The organism is Leucobacter sp. CX169, assembly GCF_017161405.1.
Lineage (GTDB): Bacteria > Actinomycetota > Actinomycetes > Actinomycetales > Microbacteriaceae > Cx-87.
This window is the reverse complement of record NZ_CP071051.1, coordinates 778,986-799,205: the sequence shown is the minus strand read 5'-3', so window position 1 is coordinate 799,205 and position 20,220 is coordinate 778,986. Positions and strand designations below refer to the sequence as shown.

Below are 20,220 nucleotides of genomic sequence, written 5' to 3'. Positions count from 1 at the left end.
CCCTCGACTAGTTGATCTTCGCGGCGATCTGCGCGTCCAGCTCACGCAACGCGTTCGCGGTCTGCGTGAGAAATGCCTGTATCTCCGTCAACTTGTCGATGACCGTGTTGGCGCTCGTCGTGTACTCGCCATACGCGCCGTCAAACTTCGCTGAGGCCTGGTCCGTCACAAACCCGGAGCTCACCAGGCCGCTGATGCGCGCCTGCATGCCGCGCAGCCGCTGGGCAATCTCGTCGCGCCCCGCACCCAGCTGCGACGCCGCTTGCTCGATCTCGCCGTAAGAAACACTGATATTTGCCATTGTGAAGCTCCTGTATGCCTCGGTCCGTCGCGTGCAAATCGCCCCCGATTCGCCCTGCGGATGAATTCAAACTGCCCGGAACTGGGCGATGTGTTGAGTCAACAAGACCCGCTGGCCACACACAACGGGCTGCGCGAATCTGTGGATAACTTCCCGATTCGGCTGTCCTGGCACAGGCAACGCTTGACTATACAGATGTATAGGGTTACCGTGATCGCAGCTCGCTCAGCCGAAAATGGCGACGGCGAGCCACGTCACAGTCGACGCCCTCACACACCAAAGGCGGTTTTCATGTCTCCCTCTCCCGCGCTTCACTCCCGCCACGTCGTCATCGTCGGCGCAGGCTTTGCAGGCCTCGTCGCCGCCCGCGAACTCGAAGGTGCCGGCGTGCGCGTCACGCTGCTCGAGGCCCGCGACCGGGTCGGCGGCCGCGCCTGGACCGACGAGCGCCTGGGCCACGCCCTCGAGATCGGCGCCACCTGGGTGCACTGGATGCAACCGTTCATCTGGAACGAGATCACGCGCTACGGCCAGTCGATCTACCCCAGCCCGGTCGCGGACGACGCCTACTGGATCAGCGGCGGCGCGGTCCACCACGGCACCGAGGCCGAGCTCGACGCGCTTCTCGAGCGCCCACAGGCGGCCATCTTCGAGGGCTCGCGCGAGCTCTTTCCCTATCCGCACGACCCCCTGCACGTGCTCGAGACGGGCACCCCCGAGGCCCAGGACCGCTTCCGCGCCGCCGACACCGGGGGGGTGCTCGACGCCCTGCGCGAGGGCACGTTCACCCAGGAGGAGTTCGACCTCGCCGACGCTTACTGGTCTGCCGGCTACAACGGTTCGACCGCGACCGCCTCGCCGCTCATGGCGAAGCACTGGGCCTCGCTGAGCGACCACCGCCTCTCGCTGCTCGACGACCAGACCCTGCGATTCAAACTCACGAACGGGATGGGTGCGATCACCCAGGCGATCGCGGCCGACCTCCGCTGCGAGATTCAGCTCAATACCCCCGTCGCGCGCGTCGAGCACGCAGCGGATCGCGCCGCCGTCACGCTCGCGACCGGCGAGCGGATCGACGCGGACGCCGTCATCGTGACTGCCCCGCTGGGCGCGCTCGACACCCTCGAGTTCTCGCCCGCACTGGGGCAGGATCAGCGCGACGTCATCGACGAGGGATTCAACTGCACGGGCATGAAGGTGTGGATCCGCATCCAGGGACACCACTCGATCATCGCCTATGCGCCCGCAACGACCTCCCCCGATCACCCCCTCGCGCTCATCCGGAGCGAGTACTTCCTCGAAGACGGCACCACGATCCTGGTCGGTTTTGGGCCAGACCACACCCGCCTTGACCTCAATGACGCCGCCGCGGTCCAGGAAATCGTGCGACTCTGGCGCCCCGATCTTGAGGTCATCGAGTCGACCGGGCACGACTGGGCTGCCGATCCGTGGTCGGGGCAGACCTGGGCGACGCCGCGCTCGGGTCAATTCACCCGCGGTTGGAACCTCTTCCGAGGCGCCGAAAGCCGGCTCCGCTTTGCCGGCGCCGACTGGGCGAAGGGCTGGAATGGCGTCGTTGTGGACGGTGCCATCGAGACCGGGATCACCACCGCCCGCGGTCTGATTGAAGAGTTTCGGGCCGAGGCGCGCTAGCGTCAACATTTTTGCGCGCATCTCCAATAAGTAAGCGCGCACGCCGGGCGGATCCTGCCGGCACCGACGTATCGTAGAAGCACTGTCCATCCGTATTGGAGTGGACGCGGCAATGAAGCAGCAAAAGGAGCAACCATGCAGACGTTCGACGAACTCTTGGGAGCGGTCGCGGCCGAGCCCGGCACCGGACGAGACATCTTCGACCCGGCCACCGGCGAGCTCGTCGGCGCCGCGCCGGTCCACACGACCGAGGACCTGCAGCGCGCGGTCGCCGCCGCCCGCGCGGCGCAGCCCGCGTGGGAAGCCCTCGGCCACGCCGAGCGCAGCCGCCTGCTGCACGCCGCCGCCGACGCGATTGATGCCTCGTCGGAGGCACTCGCCGAGCTCCTCTCGCGCGAACAGGGCAAGCCCCTTGACGGGCCGAACGCCCGCTTCGAGGTCGGCGGATCCTCACTCTGGCTGCGCAACGCCGCCGACACCGTGCTCGAGCCCGAAACCCTCGTCGACGACGCGAGCGGCCGCGCCGTGCTCACGTACCGCGCGCTCGGCGTCGTCGCCGCGATCGGCCCGTGGAACTGGCCGATGATGATCTCGATCTGGCAGATCGGCCCGGCGCTCCGCATGGGCAACACGGTCGTCGTCAAGCCGTCCGAGCACACCCCGCTGAGCGTGCTCGCGCTCGTCAAGGTGATGAACCAGGTGCTGCCCGAGGGCGTCCTCGAGGTCGTCAGCGGCGACCGCGAGGTCAGCGCGGCGCTCACCGCGCACCCCGAGATCGACAAGATCATGTTCACCGGCTCGACCCCCACCGGCAAGGCCATCATCCGCTCCTCCGCCGACACCGTGAAGCGGCTCACGCTTGAGCTCGGCGGCAACGACGCGGGCGTCGTGCTCGACGACGTCGACCCCGAGGCGATCGCCGAGGACCTCTTCTGGGGCGCGTTCATCAACACCGGGCAGACCTGCGCCGCGCTCAAGCGCCTCTACGTCCATGACGCGGTGTATGACCGGGTCGTGGCGGCGCTCGCGGCTCAAGCCGCCAACGTCCCGATGGGCCGCGGCCTCGACGCTGGGAACGTGCTCGGGCCGTTGCAGAACCGCCAGCAGTTCGACATTGTCGATCGCCTCGTCGAATCGGCGAAGGCTTCGGGTGCCCGCGTGGTGCTCGGCGGCGAGCCCAACCGGGAGGCCGCGGGCAACTTCTACCCGACGACGCTCGTGGCCGACATCGACAACGACAACGACCTCGTCAAGGAAGAGCAGTTCGGGCCGGCCCTGCCGATCATCCGCTACTCCACCGTCGATCAGGCAGTCGAATGGGCGAACGGCCTCGACGTCGGCCTCGGCGCCTCGGTCTGGTCCTCGAGCCGCGAGCGCGCGCTCGAGGTGGCGGGCCGCCTCGAGGCGGGCACCGTCTGGATCAACAGCCACGGCGGCCTGCACCCGCTCGTCCCGTTCGGCGGCTCCAAGCAGTCCGGCTACGGGCTCGAGTTCTCGGTCGAGGGCCTCAAGAGCGTCGCCGCGACCCGGGTGATCAGCGGCTAGCGTCCCGGCGCAGCACAACAGCGAGGGGCCAGGCGGGAGAAATCCCACCTGGCCCCTCGCTTGCTCTCGGGACGAGCTACCGCACGCTTTCCAAGAAGTTCTTCGTGCGCTGGCGCTGCGGGTTGTCGAGCACCTCGCTCGGCTTGCCGGCTTCGACCACCACGCCGCCGTCCATGAAGACGACCTGGTCGGCGACCCCGCGGGCGAAGCCGATCTCGTGCGTGACCACGATCATGGTCATTCCTGAGTCCGCGAGCTCGCGCATGACGTCGAGCACGTCGCCGACGAGCTCGGGGTCGAGCGCACTCGTCGGTTCGTCGAACAGCATGAGCTTCGGCTCCATCGCAAGGGCCCGCGAGATCGCGACGCGTTGCTGCTGGCCGCCCGAAAGCTGTGCCGGGTAGTGGTTTGCGAAGTCCGCGAGCCCCACACGATCCAGTAGCTCGAGCCCGCGGGCGCGCGCTTCGGCCTTCGGCCGCCCCGCGATCCCGGTCGGCGCTTCGATGATGTTCTCGAGCGCCGTCATGTGCGGAAACAGGTTGAAGCGCTGAAACACCATGCCAATACTGCGCCGTTGCTTCGCGATCTCCTTCGGCGTCATCTCGTGGATCTTGTGACCCGCCTGGCGATAGCCGATCAGCTCACCGTCCACGATGACTCGGCCGCCGTCGATGGTCTCGAGGTGGTTGATGCAGCGCAGCAGGGTCGACTTCCCCGAGCCCGAGGGGCCGAGGAGCACCGTCACCGTGCCGGCCGGCACCTCGAGCGAGACGTCGCGCAGCACCATGTGGGCACCGAAGCTCTTGCGCACCCGCCGAATCTGCACAAGGGAGTCGTCGCCGATGGCGGGACCTCCGGGCAGGGTCTGATCGATCAACGTCATGGCTGTACCTCAATCACTGTCGTCTCAGGCGCTGGCGCGGGGCCGGGGCGTCTGTTTGCGAAGGCCTGTCGCATCCGCTGAATCGGCGTGGGCGGCAGCGAACGGCTGCTCCCCCGGCCAAAGCGGCGCTCGAGGTAGTACTGCGGAATGGAGAGCACGCTGGTCATGAAGAGGTACCAGGCGCTCACGACGATGAGCAGCTCAACCTGCTTGAGGTTCTGCGACGAGATCATCGATGCCTGGGTGTACAGCTCGAGCACGGCGATGACCGAGAGCAGCGAGGTGTTCTTCAGCATTGAGATGAGCTCGTTGCCCATCGGCGGGATGATCACGCGCATCGCCTGGGGCAAGAGCACCCGACGGAACGTGTACAGCGGCGACATGCCGAGCGAGTACGAGGCCTCGCGCTGACCTTCGTCCACCGAGACCATACCGGCACGCACGATCTCGGAGGAATAGGCGGCCTGGTTCAGCGTGAGCGCGAGCAGGCCGGCGACGAACGCCGAGATCAGCTGGTTCGTGTCGATCTGCCAGAACACTATGTCCGTAAACGGGACCCCGAGCGTGAGCTTTTCGTAGAGCAGCCCGAGGTAGCCCCAGAGCACGATCTGCACGAGCAGCGGCGTACCGCGGAAGGCCCAGACGTAGAACCAGGCGACCGAGCTCAGCACGGGGTTTGACGAGAGCCGCATGGCCGCGACGATCACGGCGAGCACGGTTGAGACCACCATCGAGATAGCGGTGATGACGATCGTCAGCCAAGCGCCCTCCAAGATGCGCTTGTCGAACAGGAACTGCCCCACCGCACCGAAGTCGATGTTCGGGTTCGTGGCCACCGAACCGATGAACCCGGCGAAGACAAGGAGGACGATGATCGCGCTGACGAGGCGCCAGGGCCTGCGCAGCGGGATCGCGACGACGTCGTCCTCGTTTCCGAGGTCTGTCGGCGCACCTCCCGAACGCGCTTCGATCTGAGGGTTCGCGGCCGACATTACTCGCCCGCCCCCTGGTTGACCTCGGCCGAGTCGATGGCGTACGCCTGGATGTTGTTGCGCTCCAGCACCTTGGCGTAGCTGCCGTCGTCGATGAGCGCCTGCAGGCCCTGCTGGATCGCGTCGATCAGCTCGGTGCGATCCTTCAGGATCCCGATGCCGCTGTACACCGGGTTGAACCCGGCGGGGTTCTTCGGGTCGCGCACGACGTCGAACGCGCCGCCGTCCTCGACCGTCGCGGCGACGTACTCGGCGACGACGGCGTCAGCGACATACGCATCGCTCTTGCCCGCCCGCAGCGCGGTCTGCGCGTCGGTGTCGAGCGGCAGCTCCATGACCGTCACGGGGTCCGAGCCGCAGTCCATGGCGCGCAGCAGGTCGCCCTGCACGGTCGCCTTCTGCACGGCGACGGTCTTGCCGCAGAGATCGAGCTGGGTGCCGACGCTCTTCGGGTTGCCCTCGGGGACCAGGATCGCGAAGCCGCCGTGTGTGTAGTTCACGAAGCTCAGCGTCTCTTGGCGCTCAGGGGTGTCATTCATGCCGCTCATGATGACGTCGTTCTTCTTCGCCTGCAGCGACGGGATCACCGAGTCGAAGGCCTGCTTGTTGAGCGACACATCGATGTCGAGTTTCTGGCCGAGCAGGCGCGCAAGCTCGGGATCGAAGCCGATCTCGCGGTTGTTGTCGTCGTACATCGCCATGGGCGGGAAGGGAATGTCGACGGCGACGTCAATCTTGCCCTTCTTCTGAATGTCCTCGGGCAGGAGGTCGTGCAGGGCGGCATCGGCCGTCGTCGAGATTTCGTCGCCGACCGGGAGGTTCGGGCCAGAGGTGTCGCCCGAGTCAGACGACCCGGACGAACAGCCGCTGAGGAGCAGCGCGGCGATCGCGGCGGTGGAACCGATCAGGGTGAGCTTGCGTGAAAACTTCATTGTCTTCTGTGCCTTCTTGTTAGAGCGTCGCGTCCGCGAATGCGGGAGCGTGGGTGGCGAGGAGGTCTTCGTAGGTTTCGCGGCGTGTGACGAGGCGGGCCTCGCCGTCGCGCACAAACACGATCGCCGGCTTGAGGGCGCCGTTGTAGTTGTTGGACATCGTGTAGGCGTAGGCGCCGGTGGCCGGCATCACGACGAGGTCGCCCACTCGCGCGGGCGGCATGGGCGCTCCGTCGACGAGGAGGTCTCCCGACTCGCACTGGCGACCCACGAGCTGCACCGTCTCGGTCCAGGGCTCGGCCAAACGATCGGCGAGAATCGCCTCGTAACGCTGCTGCGTGAGCGCGATGTCCATCTGGTCGGCAAGGCCGCCGTCGACGGCCACAAACGTGTGGCCAGTGCGCTTGACCGTGACGACCCGGTACAGCGTCACGCCTGCCCGCGCCACAACCGAGCGTCCGGGCTCGATCATGATCCGCGCGTCGGCCGGCAGGTTCCGCTTCGCGGCCGCGACGATCTCGTCGAGGTACTCGTCCACGGGCGGGGCCACCTCGTCGTAGGTGTAGCTAATGCCGAGGCCGCCCCCGACGTCGTACGTGCCAAACGTCCCGACCGACGAGATCTTTGCGACGGCTTCAGCGAACTGCTCAGTGTCAAGAATCTGCGACCCGATGTGCAGGTGGACTCCTTGGAAGTCCATGAGGGGGTGGGCGGTCATGCGTTCGATAGCGTGGGCTGCCTGGTCCATCGGCAAGCCGAACTTCGATTCGAGTCCGCCGGTTGCCTGCGACGCATGCGTCTTCGCCTCGACGCCGGGGATGACCCGCAGCAGCAGGCGCTGCGGGCGGGTGAGCAGTCGCTCGAGCCGGTCAAGCTCGTCCTCATTGTCGACGATCACTGTCCCGACCCCGGCCTCGAGGGCCATGGTCAGTTCGGCGTCGGTCTTCGCGTTGCCGTGGAAGTACAGGCGCGCGGGGTCCATCCCTGCGGCGAGGGCGAGCACGAGCTCGCCGCCCCCGGCGATGTCGACCGAGAGGCCCTCCTCTTGCGCGACGCGGTACATCCCGACGGCGGGCAGCGACTTCGAGGCGTACAGCACCTCCGAGTTCGGCCAGCGCTCGCGCAGCCCTTCGACAAACCGGCGAATCTGCCGACGCAGGCCCGTCTCGTCGTAGACGTGCAGCGGGGTGCCAAAGCGTTCCGCGAGCTCGGTGACCGAGACGCCACCGATCTCGAGCACGCCGTCAGCGCTTGCGGCGCTCTCTTCGGGCAGGATCCGCCACAGTTCGCCCAGGCGGGTGCCGGCCGGGGTGGGTTGGTGCACGCTCATCAGGTCTCCTTCGCACGCGACTCCGATGTCGCTGGCCCCAGGCTACGTCGACAAAACCTCGAGAACTGTGGAGAAATCGGATAGCTTTGGCGCATGAACGCAGTGTTTCCCACACCACTTCCCGTGACGCCGCTCGTTCCCAGGGTTGAGCTCGAGGCGCTCCTCACCCTGCTCGGGCCGCGCACCGCGCGCCTGATGGGAAGCGTCACCGGCACGACGGCCGTGACCGGCACCGAGTTTCTCGACGTATCGGATGACCTGCCCGACTCGCCGGGAACCCTGCTCTTGCTGCCCTCGGCGTCCTCGCTGAGCCTGGCCCGACTCGGCGCGCTCGCCGCGTCAGCCGCGACTGCGGGAGCCTCCGGGATCGCGCTCAAGAGCAGCGCCGAACGCGCACCTGCGCTTGCGGCGGTCGCCGAGTCGAGCGGACTTCCGATTGTTCTCGTGGCCGAACGCATCAGCTGGCGCTTGCTCGACGGCCAGCTCACCCGATACTTGGGCGAGGCCGCGTTCGAGGAGCATGCCTCACCGAACCAGGCCCAGGCCGAGCCACTCTTCGCCATCGCGAACGAGCTTGCCGAGGTGTTCGGCGGCTCGGTCGCGATCGAAGATCTCAACCGCCGCATCCTCGCGTACTCCTCAGTGCCGGGCCAGCTCATTGACACCCTTCGCACCCACGGCATCCTCTCCCGCCAGGTGCCGGAGTCCCCGTTCAACGACGACCAGTACCGCACCGTCCTGCGCACGGACAGCCCGGTCATCTACCCCCGGCTCGACGACGAGGAGCCCCGTGTGGCCCTCGCGATTCGGGCTGGGAACCTTCCGCTCGGCAGCATTTGGGCGATTGACGCCCACGCAAGCGAGACGCTGAGCACCGAGCGCGAGTCGGCGATCCGTCGAGCGGCTGCCCTCACGAGCGCGCTCCTCCTGGACGATCTTCGCCTGCGCGAGGCGAACCAGCGCCCCCGCGAGGACCGCCTACGCACCCTGCTGACCGGGATCGACCTGACCGGTAGCGAGTTCGCCGAGCTCGGTGTGCCCGACGAGGCAGGCGCCACGCTGCTCGCCTTCGCGCTGCCGAGCGACGACCCGGTCACGCTAACCCAGCTCCGCTCGACGGCCCTCCGCCACCTGTGGCTCGATCGCCCGGACGTGGTCGCCGTCGCCCACCGCGGCCGCGTCTATGCGCTGCTCCCGGGTACCGGGCCCGACGCCGCTGCCGAGTCCGCGGCCGCACTGCTGCCCCTCATCGACCGCCTCGTCCTACCCGGAACACGTGTCGCGCTGGCCGGTCCCGCGCATCGTCCGGGCGAGGTCGCGAGCGCTCGGGCACTCGCCGATCGGCTGATCGAGTCCGCCGCGCGCTCGGTCGACCCCGGGCTCCCTCGGGTACTCACTGCGCGGGCACTCCGGCCCCTGCTCGTCGTTGAGCGCACGGCCGAATTGTTGGCCGGTGCCGACGAGCTACGCGACCCCGAGCTCACTGCCCTCTCATCGCGCGCCTCGACCCGGGTGATCGCCGAGACCATCCTGGTGTGGCTGCAGTGTTTCGGGAACATCGCCCAGACTGCCACCGAGCTCGGCGTGCACGAAAACACCGTGCGGCAGCGACTGAGGCGAGCCGAGGACGTGCACGGCATTGCGCTCGACCGCGCCGACGCCCGGCTCGCGGCCTGGCTGCAGCTGCGCGCCGGGGTGTAGCGTCGTCTGCCCCGTCACCCCGCTTCGATGCCAAAATAGAGTGCCCCGCTACCGGAGTACGCCGCTATCGAATCGGAGTGACCGATGACCTACCCCGAGGAACTCTCGCCGCCGACACACCAGTCGCGCGCCGCGATCCCGGTTGACACGGTGTTTCTCTGGCTGAGTCGCGCAATATCCGCGGCCGGAGTGCTCGTGTCCATCTGGGCCGCATGGGCGACCGGGCAAATGCTGATCCATGGGCATCCCGCGTACACCATCCTGCTCGCCACGGTTCTCGGCGTCAGCGCGGTGTGCGGTGTACTGGCGTGGCGCCCGCGCCGGGCTGCTCGACGTCGTTTCAAGGTGCTCCGTGCTGTCCTGATGGCCGTTTCGCTGGCGATCATCGCGACCTGCGCCTGGCTCGTCCCCTTCTCCGCTACCGAGCCCGCGCTCTCGGCCATGCGCTCTGACGCCACGGTGACGGTCACCGAAACCCCCACCGGCATCACGTTTTCCCCGGCCGGGCAGGCACACGAGATAGGTGTGTTCTTCCAGCCAGGCGCGCGCGTTGATGCCCGCGCCTATGCTGCGGTGCTGCGGCCGCTGGCCGAGAGCGGGTATCGAGTGTGGATCCCGAAGCAGCCCCTCGGAATCGCTTTCCTGTCCACAGGCGCGTTTGGTCAGGCCCGAGACACCGCTGACGACCTCACGAGTTGGGTCGTTGGGGGCCACTCGCTGGGCGGTACCGTCGCTGCGATCGATGCCGAGTCTTTCAGCGACGCCGCGAGCGATCCGGTTATCGGCCTCATGCTCTACGCCTCGTACCCGGCCACAGACATGGGTGCGCTCTCAGCCCAGGTCCTGTCCGTTTCAGGCTCGTTGGACGGCCTCGCCACGCCCGCCAAGATTGAGGCCTCACAGATGGATCTTCCGGCAGACACCTCATATGTAGTGGTCGGCGGGGCTGTCCATTCATTCTTCGGGGACTACGGCCAACAGCCAGGCGATGGCGTGCCGAGCATCTCGCACGACGCAGCCCGGAAGATCATCTCGGACGAGAGCCTCAGCTTCCTCGAGTCTTTGCCGCGATAGCTCGTCCGCTTGCTACACGGGGCGCAGCCGCTAGTCCCGAATCTCCCAGTCGATCGGCTCGGCGCCCTGCGCGATGAGCGCCTCGTTGGCCCGGCTGAAGGGCCGCGAGCCGAAGAACCCACGCCGGGCTGAGAGCGGCGACGGGTGCGCGCTCGCGATCACGGGCACCCCGGCGAGCATCGGCGCGAGCTTTTGCGCGTCGTTTCCCCACAGGATCGCGACGAGCGGCCCGCCCCGCGCGACCAGGGCGCGGATCGCGTGTTCCGTCACGCTCTCCCAGCCGCGGCCGCGGTGCGCGCCAGCGTCGCCCGCGCGCACGGTCAACACGCGATTGAGCAGCAGCACGCCCGCGTCCGCCCAGGCGCCCAGGTCACCGTGCGGCAAGGGCGCGACGCCGAGGTCGTCGACGAGCTCGCGCGAGATGTTCTGGAGGCTCCTGGGTAGCGGGCTGACGTCCCGGTCAACGGCGAAGGAGAGCCCGATCGCGTGGCCCGGGGTCGGGTAGGGATCCTGTCCAACGATGAGCACCCGCACGCGCGAGAGCGGGGTGCCAAACGCCGCGAAAATGCGGTCCTGCGCGGGCAACACGTCGGCCCCTGCCTCGCGCTCGCGGGCTAGGAACCGGCCGATGAGCGAGAGCTCGGGGACGAGCGGAGAGAGCGCCTCTGCCCAGTCTGCGGCGACGCCGGACTGCGCGAGCAGCGCCGGCAGCCCGGGGACCGCCGCCGACGAGGCAGCTCGGCCGTCAGGCTCAGCCACGTACGCCCTACTCGGCGCCGAGGGTCGAAACCGTGACGGCACCGTCGCCGCCGACGACCTGCCACACGCTGCCGCTGCCCTGCACGACGAGGGCGCCCTGGCCCACGATGAGAGCCGTCCCGGCATCAACCGAGAGCGCCTGACCGACGAGGCCGGCCTCGGCGACCGCGATCAACCGCGGAAGCGTGCCCGCGCCGATGGAGTCCGCCTCGATGAGCAGATCCACGAGACCTGCCCCCTCGCCGAGCTCGACCTCGGAATCGTCGCCGAGCGGTCCGACGGGAACGCCGCCGATTTCGCCGCCGCCGAGGATCGCGGCGTCGCCAGCGAGCGCCGCGCCCGCCCCAATGCCCAGGTAGGGCGCGCCGCCGCCGACGGCGTCGCGCAGCGCTTCGGCGATGGGAACCAGGCTCGCGGCGATCGCCCGACGGTCCTTGCCGAGAACTACGACACCGTGGGCGGCGCGCACCGCGTCCGCGTCGGCAGCGTCCACGAGCGTGGCGCCGAGTCGCTCGGCCAGCGCGGCCCCCGCCGCGGCGTCGCCCAGCGCCAGCAGGGTCGGCTTTGCCTCCGCCAACCGGGCCACGGCGCGAAACTCGCGCGAGAAGTCAGATTCAACGAGCTCGGCGGAGCCCCCGCCCAAAAGATAAATGCTCACACCCCCTAGGGTAGTCGCCCGAGCGCGGGGCCCTCGCCTGGCTGCCAGAATGGGATGATGCACAATGCAACGGCGCAGCACGACTCCCCCACCCGCATCATCGTTATCGGAGCGGGGGCCTGGGGTACGCCCGCCGCCCTCCAACTGCAGGATCGGGGCTACGCCGTCACGCTGATCGAGCGCTTCGAAGCCGGATCCCTCTTCGCCTCCTCTGGCGGCAGTAGCCGGCTCTGGCGTCTCGCCGACACCGAGCCCTGGCGCGCGCGCATGCTCGCGGGCACGGTTGGGGCGTTTGAACGGCTGGGCGAGCGCGTGGGCGAGCCGGTGTTTCGGCACACGGGCATGCTCTGGCGGGACGTGCCCTCGCTCCCCGCTGCGCGAGCGGCCATCGCCGCAATCGGTATTGCCCACACCGAGGTCCCCGCCGACGAGGTCGGCAACTTTATCCCTGGCCTTCGCCCCGACGGCCGCGACGCGATCTTCGTGCCCGACGCCGGGGTCGTGCTCGCCGACGTCCTGCTCTCTCGCACGCTCGCGGCGTTCGTCGCGGCCGGGGGCACCTACCTCCCGCAGACCGAGGTGGTGGGGGTCTCCACCGCGGGCGGCCTCGCCACGGTCGCGCTTACCGGGGGCGCCGAGCTCGACGCGGAGCAGGTCCTCATCACCGCGGGCCCCGGATCCGGGGCGATCCTGCAGAGCCTCGGCCTCGACATTTCGCTCACGCCGTATCTCGAGCAGGTCGTGTACTTCGGCGACCCGTTGCAGCGTCCGCCCGCCCCCGACCTTCCCGCCCTGTTTGACGGCCCGACCGACGCCGTGCCCGGCATCTACGCGATGCCGTCGGGTGGCGCCGGCTACAAGGTCGGCCTGGATACCCCGCTCCGGCCGCTCGCGGGCGGCACCCTTGGCGACGACCTCGGCCGGGCGGAGGTGCCCGAGCGCACCGAGGTCATCCGTGCGCGTGTAGAGCGAGACCTCACCCACGTCACGCCGACCGTCCTCGACACCCAGGTGTGCACCTGGACGGACTCGGCCGACGGGGACTACGTCATCGGGCGGGTGCGCCCCGAGGTGACGATCGCCTGCGGCGACTCAGGCGAGGGCTTCAAGGTGTCGGCCCTGCTCGGCGAACTGCTTGCCGATGTGGTGACCAATGTCCCCGTCGATGTCGAGCTCATGCAGCACTGGAGCCCAGAGCGCTTCGCCGCCGATGCGCCCGCGAAGACTGGCCCGTCCGCCATGGGGCGCCACTAGGCCCCAGCGACAGGGAGCCGCGCGCTAGCTCTTCGGCGTCAGTGCCCCGCGGTGCGTGTGGAACACACTCGTCTGCGCGACCGGGCGCAGCACGATGAGGTCCTGGTTCACGTGAGCTGGTTGCGCGAACGCCCCCACGAGCACCTCGGCGACGTCCTCTGCCGAGAGCGGCGTGACGTCGGCGTAGGGTTTGGCCGCCGCAGCCGCGTCGCCGCGCAGGCGGTTCAGGGTGAACTCCTCAGTGTGCACGAGACCCGGCGCTAGCTGTAGTTCCCACACACGTTGTGGACAGTTGAGATAGCGAAGACCTCCGGCAGGATGTGGGTTACCACACTCACATTCTGAACACGGAGGTCTTCGTGACTCACGCTAACGCACCATTGACGCCGGTAGGGCGCATCAAACTCGCACGGCTGGTCGTTGACCATGGTTGGACGGTCCGCCGGGCAGCGGAACGGTTCCAGGTGTCCCTGACAACGGCGGCGAAGTGGGTCGGTCGGTATCGGGCTGGGCTCTCGATGTCGGATCTGTCGTCGCGCCCGCTGTCTCTCCGAAACGGACCGCGGTCAGGACGGAGCGGCGTATTCTCGCGCTGCGGTTCACCCGAAAATGGGGTCCGCATCGCATCTGATATCACCTCCATATTGGGCGTTCAACGGTTGAACGCGTGCTCCAGCGGTATCGGATGCCACGGCTTGCGTATCTGGACCAGGTCACCGGTCTGCCGGTCCGCCGGGCAAAGGTGGTCCGTTACGAGCGCCCAACCCCTGGCGATCTGGTTCATGTGGATATCAAGAAACAGGGCCGTATCCCGGATGGGGGCGGGCATCGGATGCTCGGGCGTACGATCGGGAACCGGAATAACAAGAAGCAGGGCCGCGGGTATGCGTTTCTGCATCACGCCGTCGATGACCACTCCCGGCTCGCCTACTCAGAGATCCTGACCGATGAACGTCAGGAGACCGCTGCCGGGTTCTGGGAGCGCGCGAACGCGTTCTTCGCCGACGCCGGCATCATCGTCCATGAGGTCCTCACTGACAATGGTTCCTGTTACCGTTCCGGCGCATTCGCGCGGGCGCTCGGCGATGGGGTGAAGCATCGCTTTACCCGCCCGTATCGGCCACAAACGAACGGAAAGGTCGAACGCTTCAACCGGACTCTGTCTGAGGAATGGGCCTACGCCGTCACCTATGACAGTGATGAAGCCAGGGCCGCAACCTACGACACCTGGCTTCATCACTACAATCACCACAGACCCCATACCGGGATCGGAGGGCTAACCCCAGCGGAACGTGTTCACAACGTCACTGGGAACTACAGCTAGCTCCATCACGCGAATCGGCTCACCCGCGAGCTCGAGACGCAGCGCGCTCGTGACGGCGTGGGCCGCGAACTTCGCGGCGTTGTACCCGCCCCCGCCCGGGTAGGCGTCGAGCGCCGCCGTCGAGGTGAGGTTCAAGATGGTGCCGCCGTCGGCACCGCTGCGGACCGCGTCGCGCAGCACGGGCAGGAGCGCGGCGGTCACCGAGCGCAGGCCGAGCACGTTGACCTCGAACATCCAGCGCCAGTCGTCGTTCGACGAGGCCTCGACCCAGTCGGCGCCGAGCGCGCCCCCGGCGACGTTGGCGAGCCCCGTGGCCCCGCCCGTGGCCGCGACCTCGGCGGCCATCCGGGCGACGTCCGCCTCGTCAGTGATGTCACACACGATGGGGTGCGCGCCGGTCTCTGCGGCGAGCTCGAGCAGGCGATCCTCGCGCCGGGCGACGGCCACCGTGTGCCAGCCCAACGCGGCGAAGCGGCGTACCGTCGCGGCCCCAATCCCTGAGCTTGCCCCGGTCACTACGACGCGCTGCGTCATCGGCCCTGCCCTTCTCCGTTACAATTACTTGGGCCGTTCCCGACCGAGATGTTGTCCCTGTGCAGGCTACTGCACCCCTGGTCTGGGATCACGGACGACAGCGACCGGCACCTCATGTTCCCCGACGCAGCGCCTTGCTACATTCACAAACATGAGCAATGACGCCCAGCCCAAAACCCCCGTCCCCCGGCAGTTTTCGACGCTTTTCACACGTCAGTCTTCGCCCTCACTCCCCGTGTCTGGACTGCGATGAATCCCTCCTCGAGCACGACCGCAGAGCAACGCTTCGCCGCCGCCCCCGCTCAGCTGCAACGCGGCCTGACTGCCCGCCATATCCGCTTCATGGCGCTCGGCTCGGCCATCGGCACGGGACTCTTCATGGGCTCGGCCGGCGCCATCCAAACCGCTGGCCCCGCGGTGCTGCTCGCGTACGTGATCGGCGGCGCTGCCGTCTTCATGGTCATGCGCGCCCTCGGCGAGATGGCCGTGCGTCACCCCGTATCTGGCTCGTTTGCCCAGTACGCCTCGCGCTACATCGGGCCCTTTGCGGGATTCCTCACCGGATGGACCTACACCTTTGAGATGTTCGTCGTGGCGCTCGCTGATGTCACGGCGTTCGGCCTCTACATGGGCTTCTGGTTCCCCGATGTCGACCGTTGGATTTGGGTCCTCGCGGTCGTCTTCTTCATCGCCGCGCTCAACCTGATTAGCGTGAAGGTTTTTGGTGAGCTGGAGTTCTGGTTCTCGCTCATCAAGATCACGGCCATCATCCTGATGATCGCGGGCGGCATCGCCATCATCGTCTTCGGCCTGTCCACCCAGACGGAGAACGCCGCTGGCCTGCAGAACCTGTTCTCGCACGGCGGTTTCATGCCGAACGGAGTCTGGGGCATCCTCGCCTCCTTCACCATCGTGATGTTCGCGTTCGGCGGCATCGAGGTCATCGGCATCACCGCCGGGGAGGCCCAGAACCCGAAGAAGGTCATCCCGAAGGCGATCAATTCGGTCCCGGTCCGGATCCTGCTGTTCTATGTCCTCACGCTCGGCATCATCATGTCGCTGCAGCCCTGGAACACGTTCGACGGCAAGTCGAGCCCCTTCGTCTCCATCTTCGAGACGCTCGGCCTGCCCGGCGCGGCCCATGTCTTGAACGCGGTGGTGATCACCGCGGCGCTCTCCGCCATCAACGCCGACATCTTCGGCGCCGGGCGCATGCTCCGCGGACTCGCCGAGCAGGGGCAGGCCCCTCAGGGCTTCATGAAGTTGACCAAGTCCGGTGTCCCCTGGCTCACGGTCGTCGCGATGGTGGGCGCGCTGCTCGTCGGCGTCGTGCTGAACGCGCTGTTCCCGGACCAGATCTTCTTCCTGATCGCCGCGCTCGCGACCTTCGCGACGGTCGTCGTGTGGCTGTTCATTCTCATCGCGCACGTGCGCATGAAGCGCGAGATTGCGGCGCAGAACAAGCTGCCGAGCGAGTTCCCCTCCCCCTGGTGGCCCTTCGCCTCATACGCCACCATCGCGTTCATCGTGTTCGTGCTCGTCATGATCGCTATCGTCCCCGGCACGCGGCCCGCGATCATCGTTGGCTCGGTCTGGGTCGGGATCCTGCTCCTCGGTTACCGGCTCTTCGTGCGGGGCACGGGCAGGCAGCGGCACGAACTGGCCGATGAGACAGCGCCGATTCGAGTGATCCCGCCGAGCTAGCGCCACGCCTGGGAGGGCGATTTCGGCAGGATCCTGCGCACCCGCAGGTTACCGTTCGTGTCGCCCTCCCTTGTCAGCGCCTCAGGTCCGCACGTACTCTTCCGGAAGGCACACAGCCAACCTTGTACTTTCAACCTCCCGGAGGAGTCCCCATGACGAACGAGCAGAGCTGGCGCTTCGAAACGAAGCAGGTTCACACTGGCGCACAGCCCGACCCGACGACGAAGTCGCGTGCGGTGCCGATCTATCAGACCACCTCCTACGTGTTCGACAGCACGGACCACGCGAAGAACCTGTTCGCGCTGGCCGAGTTCGGCAACATCTACACCCGCATTCAGAACCCGACCCAGGCGGTCGTGGAGGAGCGCCTCGCTGGCCTCGAAGGCGGCACCGGGGCGCTGCTCGTCGCGAGCGGCCAGTCCGCAACGACCACGGCAATCCTGAACATTGCGCAGGCGGGCGATCACTTTGTCTCGTCGGGCTCGATCTACGGCGGCACCTACAACCTCTTCAAGTACACGCTGGCGAAGCTCGGCATCGAGGTCACGTTCGTCGAGAATCAGGACGACGTTGCCGAGTGGCAGCGGGCGGTCCGCCCGAACACCAAGGCGTTCTTCGCCGAGACCATCGGTAACCCGAAGATCAACGTGCTCGACATCCAGGCCGTCGCGGACGTCGCCCACGAGAATGGCGTGCCGCTGATCGTCGACAACACGATCGCCACCCCCTACCTCATCCGTCCGTTCGAGCACGGCGCCGACATCGTGGTGCACTCGGCCACCAAGTTCCTCGGCGGCCACGGCACCACCCTCGGCGGCGTCGTCGTCGACGGCGGCAAGTTCGCCTGGTCGAAGAACGTCGAGAAGTTCCCGGGCCTCACCGAGCCCGACCCGTCGTACCACGGCGCGAGCTACACCGCCGCGGTCGGCGACGGTCTCGCCTACATCATCAAGGCGCGCGTGCAGCTGCTGCGCGACCTGGGCTGGGCGATCGCCCCGAACAGCGCCTGGCTGCTGATCCAGGGCATCGAGACCCTGTCGCTGCGCATCGAGCGTCACGTGCAGAACGCGCAGGATGTCGCGGAGTGGCTCGAAAACCACCCGGACGTCGCGAGCGTGAACTACTCGGGTCTGCCGTCGAGCCCCTGGTACGCGGCCGCGAACAAGTACGCCCCCAAGGGCGTCGGCGCGGTGCTGTCGTTCGAGCTCAAGGGCGGGGTCGACGCCGGCCGCGCGCTCGTCGAGAACCTCGACCTGTTCAGCCACCTCGCGAACATCGGCGACGTGCGCAGCCTCGTCATCCACCCCGCGTCGACCACGCACTCGCAGCTCTCCCCCGAGGCGCAGCTCTCGGCCGGCGTCACCCCGGGGCTCGTGCGCCTGTCGCTCGGCATCGAAAATGTCGAAGACCTGAAGGCCGACCTCGAGGCCGGCTTCGCCGCCGCCCGCAAGGTCGTTGCGGAGGCTCGCGCGAACGCGTAACATTCGCGCCAAATCAGACGCCCCTGTCCCGACTTTTCCGGTCGCGGCGGGGGCGTCTGTCATATAGCGCGTCCCACACACTTCTCACGCCAGAATGGAGCACATGGACTGGCAGACGCCCGAGGACTCGTTCCCTACGGACTTCATTACTGATGCGCAACTGCGCGCGCTCATCGGACGCCCACCCATCTCCGGCGCCTGGCGCGACGGCGATCCCGTTGGGGAACGCCGATTCGTCCCGATCGGCACCGTCACCACCGAGGCGGGCGCCGAGATACCGCACGCCCGCATGGCGTACGAGCAGTTTGGTGAGCTCAACGCTGCCGGGGATAACGCGATCCTGGTGTTTCACGCCCTGACGGGTGACAGCCACCTCGTCGGCCCAGCGGGCCCCGGCCACCCGACCGACGGGTGGTGGACCGAGATCGTGGGCCCCGGCCGCGCGCTCGATACCGACCAGTACTGCGTCATCGCCCCCAACGTCTTGGGCGGCTGCCAGGGTTCAACGGGGCCGGCCTCGCTCGGCCCGGGCCGCCGAGAGTGGGGCGCCCGCTTCCCGTACCTGACGATTCGCGACCAGGTGACGGCCGCGGCGGCCTTCGCCGACGCGCTCGGCGTCGCTCGCTTCGCCGCCGTCATCGGCGGCTCTATGGGCGGCATGCACGCCCTCGAGTGGGCCATCCGCTTCCCCGAGCGCACCGAGCGCCTCGCGGTCATCGCCGCGCCCCCGGTCACTACCGCCGACCAAATCGGACTGAATCTCGTACAGCTCGAGGCGATTCGCTCAGACCCCGCGTACCGCGACGGCGACTACTACGACACCCCCGACGGGGTCGGCCCGCACCACGGGCTCGCGACCGCGCGCCGCATGGCGCTCTTGAATTACCGCAGCTTCACCGAGCTCAATGAGCGATTCGGCAGGGCGTGGCAGTCGGCCGTGAGCCCGCTCGGCAGCGGCGGGCGCTTTGCCGTCGAGTCGTACCTGGACTTTCACGGCAACAAGTTCACGCGCCGCTTCGACGCGGGCAGCTACCTCACCCTCGTGCAGGCGATGAACTCGCACGACGTGGGCCGCGGGCGCGGCGGCGTCGAGCGGGCCCTGTCCACAGTCACGATGCCGACAGTGGTGCTCGGCATTCCCAGCGATCGGCTGTTCACCATTGACGGACAGCGCGAGATCGCGCGACTCGTTCCTGGCAATCTCGACGGAGATGAGCCCGCCGTGATCGACTCCCCGTTCGGGCACGACGCCTTCCTGATCGAGCATGAACGGGTCGGCGAGCAGCTGATTCGGTTGCTCAAGACGGTCGTCGAGACTGCGCCCGAGCGCGTGCACTCGCCCAGCTAGCCCGATCTACCCAGGTGGTTCACACCGCCCTCTCACCTCGCCCGTCTAGCGTGGAGGGCAGTGACACGGGAACAGGTCCCGGCAAGAATCAACTGGCGAATGAGGTGCACGCGGTGGCAGGTCTTCCGGTCTCTCGCGGCACCGCCGCAGCTGTCACCGCTCTCATCATCGCCGCCCCACTGTGTTTGTCCGCCTGCAGTGCCGCTCCGGTGCTCGGGGACGTGCACGCGAGCCTCCGCACGGCGGCCGGCTCGGACGTACTGGCCCCGCCGATCCCTGAACGCTACATCGCAGACACCACGGCGATCGGAAGCCTGCGCGGCGAATCCGGCGAGGTCCTCGGCTCAAGCGAACTGCACACGAGCGGCGAGCTCACCCTCACCGACGGCGTGATCACGGCGGCCGACTTCGCGGCGAGCGCCGAGGGGTTGCCCGAGTTGAGCTTCACCCTCACACAGCCGATCATGCTGCGCCGCGACGGCCAGAGCGGCGAGACGGTCGACGCGGTCGGCACGCTCGTCGTCGGCCAGATGGAACGACGCGACACGACGATCCGCATCACCCCTGACTTCTCGGGCGACTCCGCCCTGGTCAACGCGACGATCACCCTGCCCGACAGCCTGATGCATGCGCTCCCCGAGACCTCCCGCGTGCTCGAGGTGTCGCTCGCCCTCAGCGCGGCGCAGTAGTCGCGAACGAACGAATCGGGGCGGCAGGGGTTATCCCCCGCCGCCCCGATTCGTTGTG

At 67.8% G+C, this 20,220-nt stretch carries 18 protein-coding genes and 1 pseudogene; 10 read left to right on the top strand and 9 right to left on the bottom strand.

Features of this window, described 5'->3' with window-relative positions; genetic code table 11:
• Positions 1-7: 7 nt before the first annotated feature.
• On the bottom strand, positions 8-301 hold the full coding sequence (locus JW030_RS03560; protein WP_188044682.1) for a WXG100 family type VII secretion target: 294 nt from the start codon (positions 299-301) through the stop codon (positions 8-10).
• Positions 302-592: 291 nt separating this feature from the next.
• Between JW030_RS03560 and JW030_RS03555 the strand changes: the two genes are divergently transcribed.
• Both JW030_RS03555 and JW030_RS03550 read left to right on the top strand, forming a co-directional pair.
• Positions 593-1,954 (top strand): NAD(P)/FAD-dependent oxidoreductase, encoded by a 1,362-nt coding sequence (locus tag JW030_RS03555; protein WP_188044683.1) that lies wholly within the window; start codon positions 593-595, stop codon positions 1,952-1,954.
• A gap of 135 nt (positions 1,955-2,089) precedes the next feature.
• A complete protein-coding gene (locus JW030_RS03550) occupies positions 2,090-3,499 on the top strand; it encodes an aldehyde dehydrogenase family protein (RefSeq protein ID WP_188044684.1) in 1,410 nt (469 codons plus the stop codon).
• A gap of 76 nt (positions 3,500-3,575) precedes the next feature.
• Here the strand turns inward: JW030_RS03550 and JW030_RS03545 are convergent, their stop codons facing one another.
• Genes JW030_RS03545 through lysA form a run of 4 tightly spaced genes read right to left on the bottom strand, consistent with a single transcriptional unit; the run spans position 3,576 to position 7,636 of the window.
• Positions 3,576-4,382, bottom strand: coding sequence for an amino acid ABC transporter ATP-binding protein (locus JW030_RS03545; protein ID WP_188044685.1), 807 nt, complete (start codon positions 4,380-4,382; stop codon positions 3,576-3,578).
• Entirely contained in the window at positions 4,379-5,374 is a 996-nt protein-coding gene (locus tag JW030_RS03540; RefSeq protein WP_188044686.1) for an amino acid ABC transporter permease, read from the bottom strand. Before JW030_RS03540 ends, JW030_RS03545 begins: the two co-directional genes overlap by 4 nt.
• Entirely contained in the window at positions 5,374-6,306 is a 933-nt protein-coding gene (locus JW030_RS03535) for an ABC transporter substrate-binding protein (RefSeq protein ID WP_188044687.1), read from the bottom strand. Before JW030_RS03535 ends, JW030_RS03540 begins: the two co-directional genes overlap by 1 nt.
• 19 nt (positions 6,307-6,325) lie before the next feature.
• Positions 6,326-7,636: a diaminopimelate decarboxylase gene (gene lysA / locus JW030_RS03530; RefSeq protein WP_188044688.1), complete on the bottom strand. Its 1,311-nt coding sequence runs from the start codon at positions 7,634-7,636 to the stop codon at positions 6,326-6,328.
• A 93-nt stretch (positions 7,637-7,729) separates the two neighbouring features.
• On the opposite strand from lysA, the gene JW030_RS03525 reads away from it, so the two are divergent.
• Both JW030_RS03525 and JW030_RS03520 read left to right on the top strand, forming a co-directional pair.
• Positions 7,730-9,337 carry a CdaR family transcriptional regulator gene (locus JW030_RS03525; protein WP_188044689.1) on the top strand — a complete coding sequence of 536 codons (1,608 nt, stop codon included), beginning with the start codon at positions 7,730-7,732 and terminating at the stop codon, positions 9,335-9,337.
• Between the two features lie 84 nt (positions 9,338-9,421).
• Positions 9,422-10,411 carry an alpha/beta hydrolase gene (locus tag JW030_RS03520; protein WP_188044690.1) on the top strand — a complete coding sequence of 330 codons (990 nt, stop codon included), beginning with the start codon at positions 9,422-9,424 and terminating at the stop codon, positions 10,409-10,411.
• A gap of 30 nt (positions 10,412-10,441) precedes the next feature.
• Here JW030_RS03520 and JW030_RS03515 read toward each other — a convergent pair whose 3' ends face one another.
• Positions 10,442-11,170, bottom strand: coding sequence for a uracil-DNA glycosylase (locus JW030_RS03515; protein ID WP_370567012.1), 729 nt, complete (start codon positions 11,168-11,170; stop codon positions 10,442-10,444).
• 7 nt (positions 11,171-11,177) lie between these two features.
• The gene (locus JW030_RS03510) at positions 11,178-11,828 is read right to left on the bottom strand and encodes a hypothetical protein (RefSeq protein ID WP_188044691.1); all 651 of its coding nucleotides are present in this window, start codon (positions 11,826-11,828) and stop codon (positions 11,178-11,180) included.
• Positions 11,829-11,882: 54 nt separating this feature from the next.
• Between JW030_RS03510 and JW030_RS03505 the strand changes: the two genes are divergently transcribed.
• Positions 11,883-13,082 (top strand): FAD-binding oxidoreductase, encoded by a 1,200-nt coding sequence (locus JW030_RS03505; protein WP_241095539.1) that lies wholly within the window; start codon positions 11,883-11,885, stop codon positions 13,080-13,082.
• Between the two features lie 24 nt (positions 13,083-13,106).
• Here the strand turns inward: JW030_RS03505 and JW030_RS03500 are convergent, their stop codons facing one another.
• Positions 13,107-13,331: a hypothetical protein gene (locus JW030_RS03500; RefSeq protein WP_241095538.1), complete on the bottom strand. Its 225-nt coding sequence runs from the start codon at positions 13,329-13,331 to the stop codon at positions 13,107-13,109.
• Positions 13,332-13,441: 110 nt separating this feature from the next.
• On the opposite strand from JW030_RS03500, the pseudogene JW030_RS03495 reads away from it, so the two are divergent.
• A pseudogene (locus JW030_RS03495) lies at positions 13,442-14,406 on the top strand (IS481 family transposase).
• Here the strand turns inward: JW030_RS03495 and JW030_RS03490 are convergent.
• Positions 14,359-14,940, bottom strand: coding sequence for an SDR family oxidoreductase (locus JW030_RS03490; RefSeq protein ID WP_188044693.1), 582 nt, complete (start codon positions 14,938-14,940; stop codon positions 14,359-14,361). The pseudogene JW030_RS03495 and the gene JW030_RS03490 overlap by 48 nt on opposite strands.
• Before the next feature lie 249 nt (positions 14,941-15,189).
• Between JW030_RS03490 and JW030_RS03485 the strand changes: the two genes are divergently transcribed.
• From JW030_RS03485 to JW030_RS03470, 4 genes are all read left to right on the top strand, one after another.
• Positions 15,190-16,644 carry an amino acid permease gene (locus JW030_RS03485; protein ID WP_188044694.1) on the top strand — a complete coding sequence of 485 codons (1,455 nt, stop codon included), beginning with the start codon at positions 15,190-15,192 and terminating at the stop codon, positions 16,642-16,644.
• A gap of 152 nt (positions 16,645-16,796) precedes the next feature.
• Positions 16,797-18,125, top strand: coding sequence for a bifunctional o-acetylhomoserine/o-acetylserine sulfhydrylase (locus tag JW030_RS03480; protein ID WP_188044695.1), 1,329 nt, complete (start codon positions 16,797-16,799; stop codon positions 18,123-18,125).
• A 103-nt stretch (positions 18,126-18,228) separates the two neighbouring features.
• Positions 18,229-19,473, top strand: a complete 1,245-nt coding sequence (locus tag JW030_RS03475; protein ID WP_188044696.1) for a homoserine O-acetyltransferase — start codon at positions 18,229-18,231, stop codon at positions 19,471-19,473.
• A 113-nt stretch (positions 19,474-19,586) separates the two neighbouring features.
• Positions 19,587-20,162, top strand: a complete 576-nt coding sequence (locus JW030_RS03470) for a hypothetical protein (protein ID WP_188044697.1) — start codon at positions 19,587-19,589, stop codon at positions 20,160-20,162.
• Positions 20,163-20,220: the final 58 nt, after the last annotated feature.

What these genes read in the sequence shown, in the direction of transcription:
- JW030_RS03540 (WP_188044686.1), bottom strand. Translation starts at nt 5,374, where the DNA reads ATGTCGGCCGCGAACCCTCAGATCGAAGCGCGTTCGGGAGGTGCGCCG.
- JW030_RS03490 (WP_188044693.1), bottom strand. Translation starts at nt 14,940, where the DNA reads ATGACGCAGCGCGTCGTAGTGACCGGGGCAAGCTCAGGGATTGGGGCC.
- JW030_RS03545 (WP_188044685.1), bottom strand. Translation starts at nt 4,382, where the DNA reads ATGACGTTGATCGATCAGACCCTGCCCGGAGGTCCCGCCATCGGCGAC.
- JW030_RS03555 (WP_188044683.1), top strand. Translation starts at nt 593, where the DNA reads ATGTCTCCCTCTCCCGCGCTTCACTCCCGCCACGTCGTCATCGTCGGC.
- JW030_RS03520 (WP_188044690.1), top strand. Translation starts at nt 9,422, where the DNA reads ATGACCTACCCCGAGGAACTCTCGCCGCCGACACACCAGTCGCGCGCC.
- JW030_RS03505 (WP_241095539.1), top strand. Translation starts at nt 11,883, where the DNA reads ATGATGCACAATGCAACGGCGCAGCACGACTCCCCCACCCGCATCATC.
- lysA (WP_188044688.1), bottom strand. Translation starts at nt 7,636, where the DNA reads ATGAGCGTGCACCAACCCACCCCGGCCGGCACCCGCCTGGGCGAACTG.
- JW030_RS03560 (WP_188044682.1), bottom strand. Translation starts at nt 301, where the DNA reads ATGGCAAATATCAGTGTTTCTTACGGCGAGATCGAGCAAGCGGCGTCG.
- JW030_RS03525 (WP_188044689.1), top strand. Translation starts at nt 7,730, where the DNA reads ATGAACGCAGTGTTTCCCACACCACTTCCCGTGACGCCGCTCGTTCCC.
- JW030_RS03475 (WP_188044696.1), top strand. Translation starts at nt 18,229, where the DNA reads ATGGACTGGCAGACGCCCGAGGACTCGTTCCCTACGGACTTCATTACT.
- JW030_RS03550 (WP_188044684.1), top strand. Translation starts at nt 2,090, where the DNA reads ATGCAGACGTTCGACGAACTCTTGGGAGCGGTCGCGGCCGAGCCCGGC.
- JW030_RS03485 (WP_188044694.1), top strand. Translation starts at nt 15,190, where the DNA reads ATGAATCCCTCCTCGAGCACGACCGCAGAGCAACGCTTCGCCGCCGCC.
- JW030_RS03535 (WP_188044687.1), bottom strand. Translation starts at nt 6,306, where the DNA reads ATGAAGTTTTCACGCAAGCTCACCCTGATCGGTTCCACCGCCGCGATC.
- JW030_RS03480 (WP_188044695.1), top strand. Translation starts at nt 16,797, where the DNA reads ATGACGAACGAGCAGAGCTGGCGCTTCGAAACGAAGCAGGTTCACACT.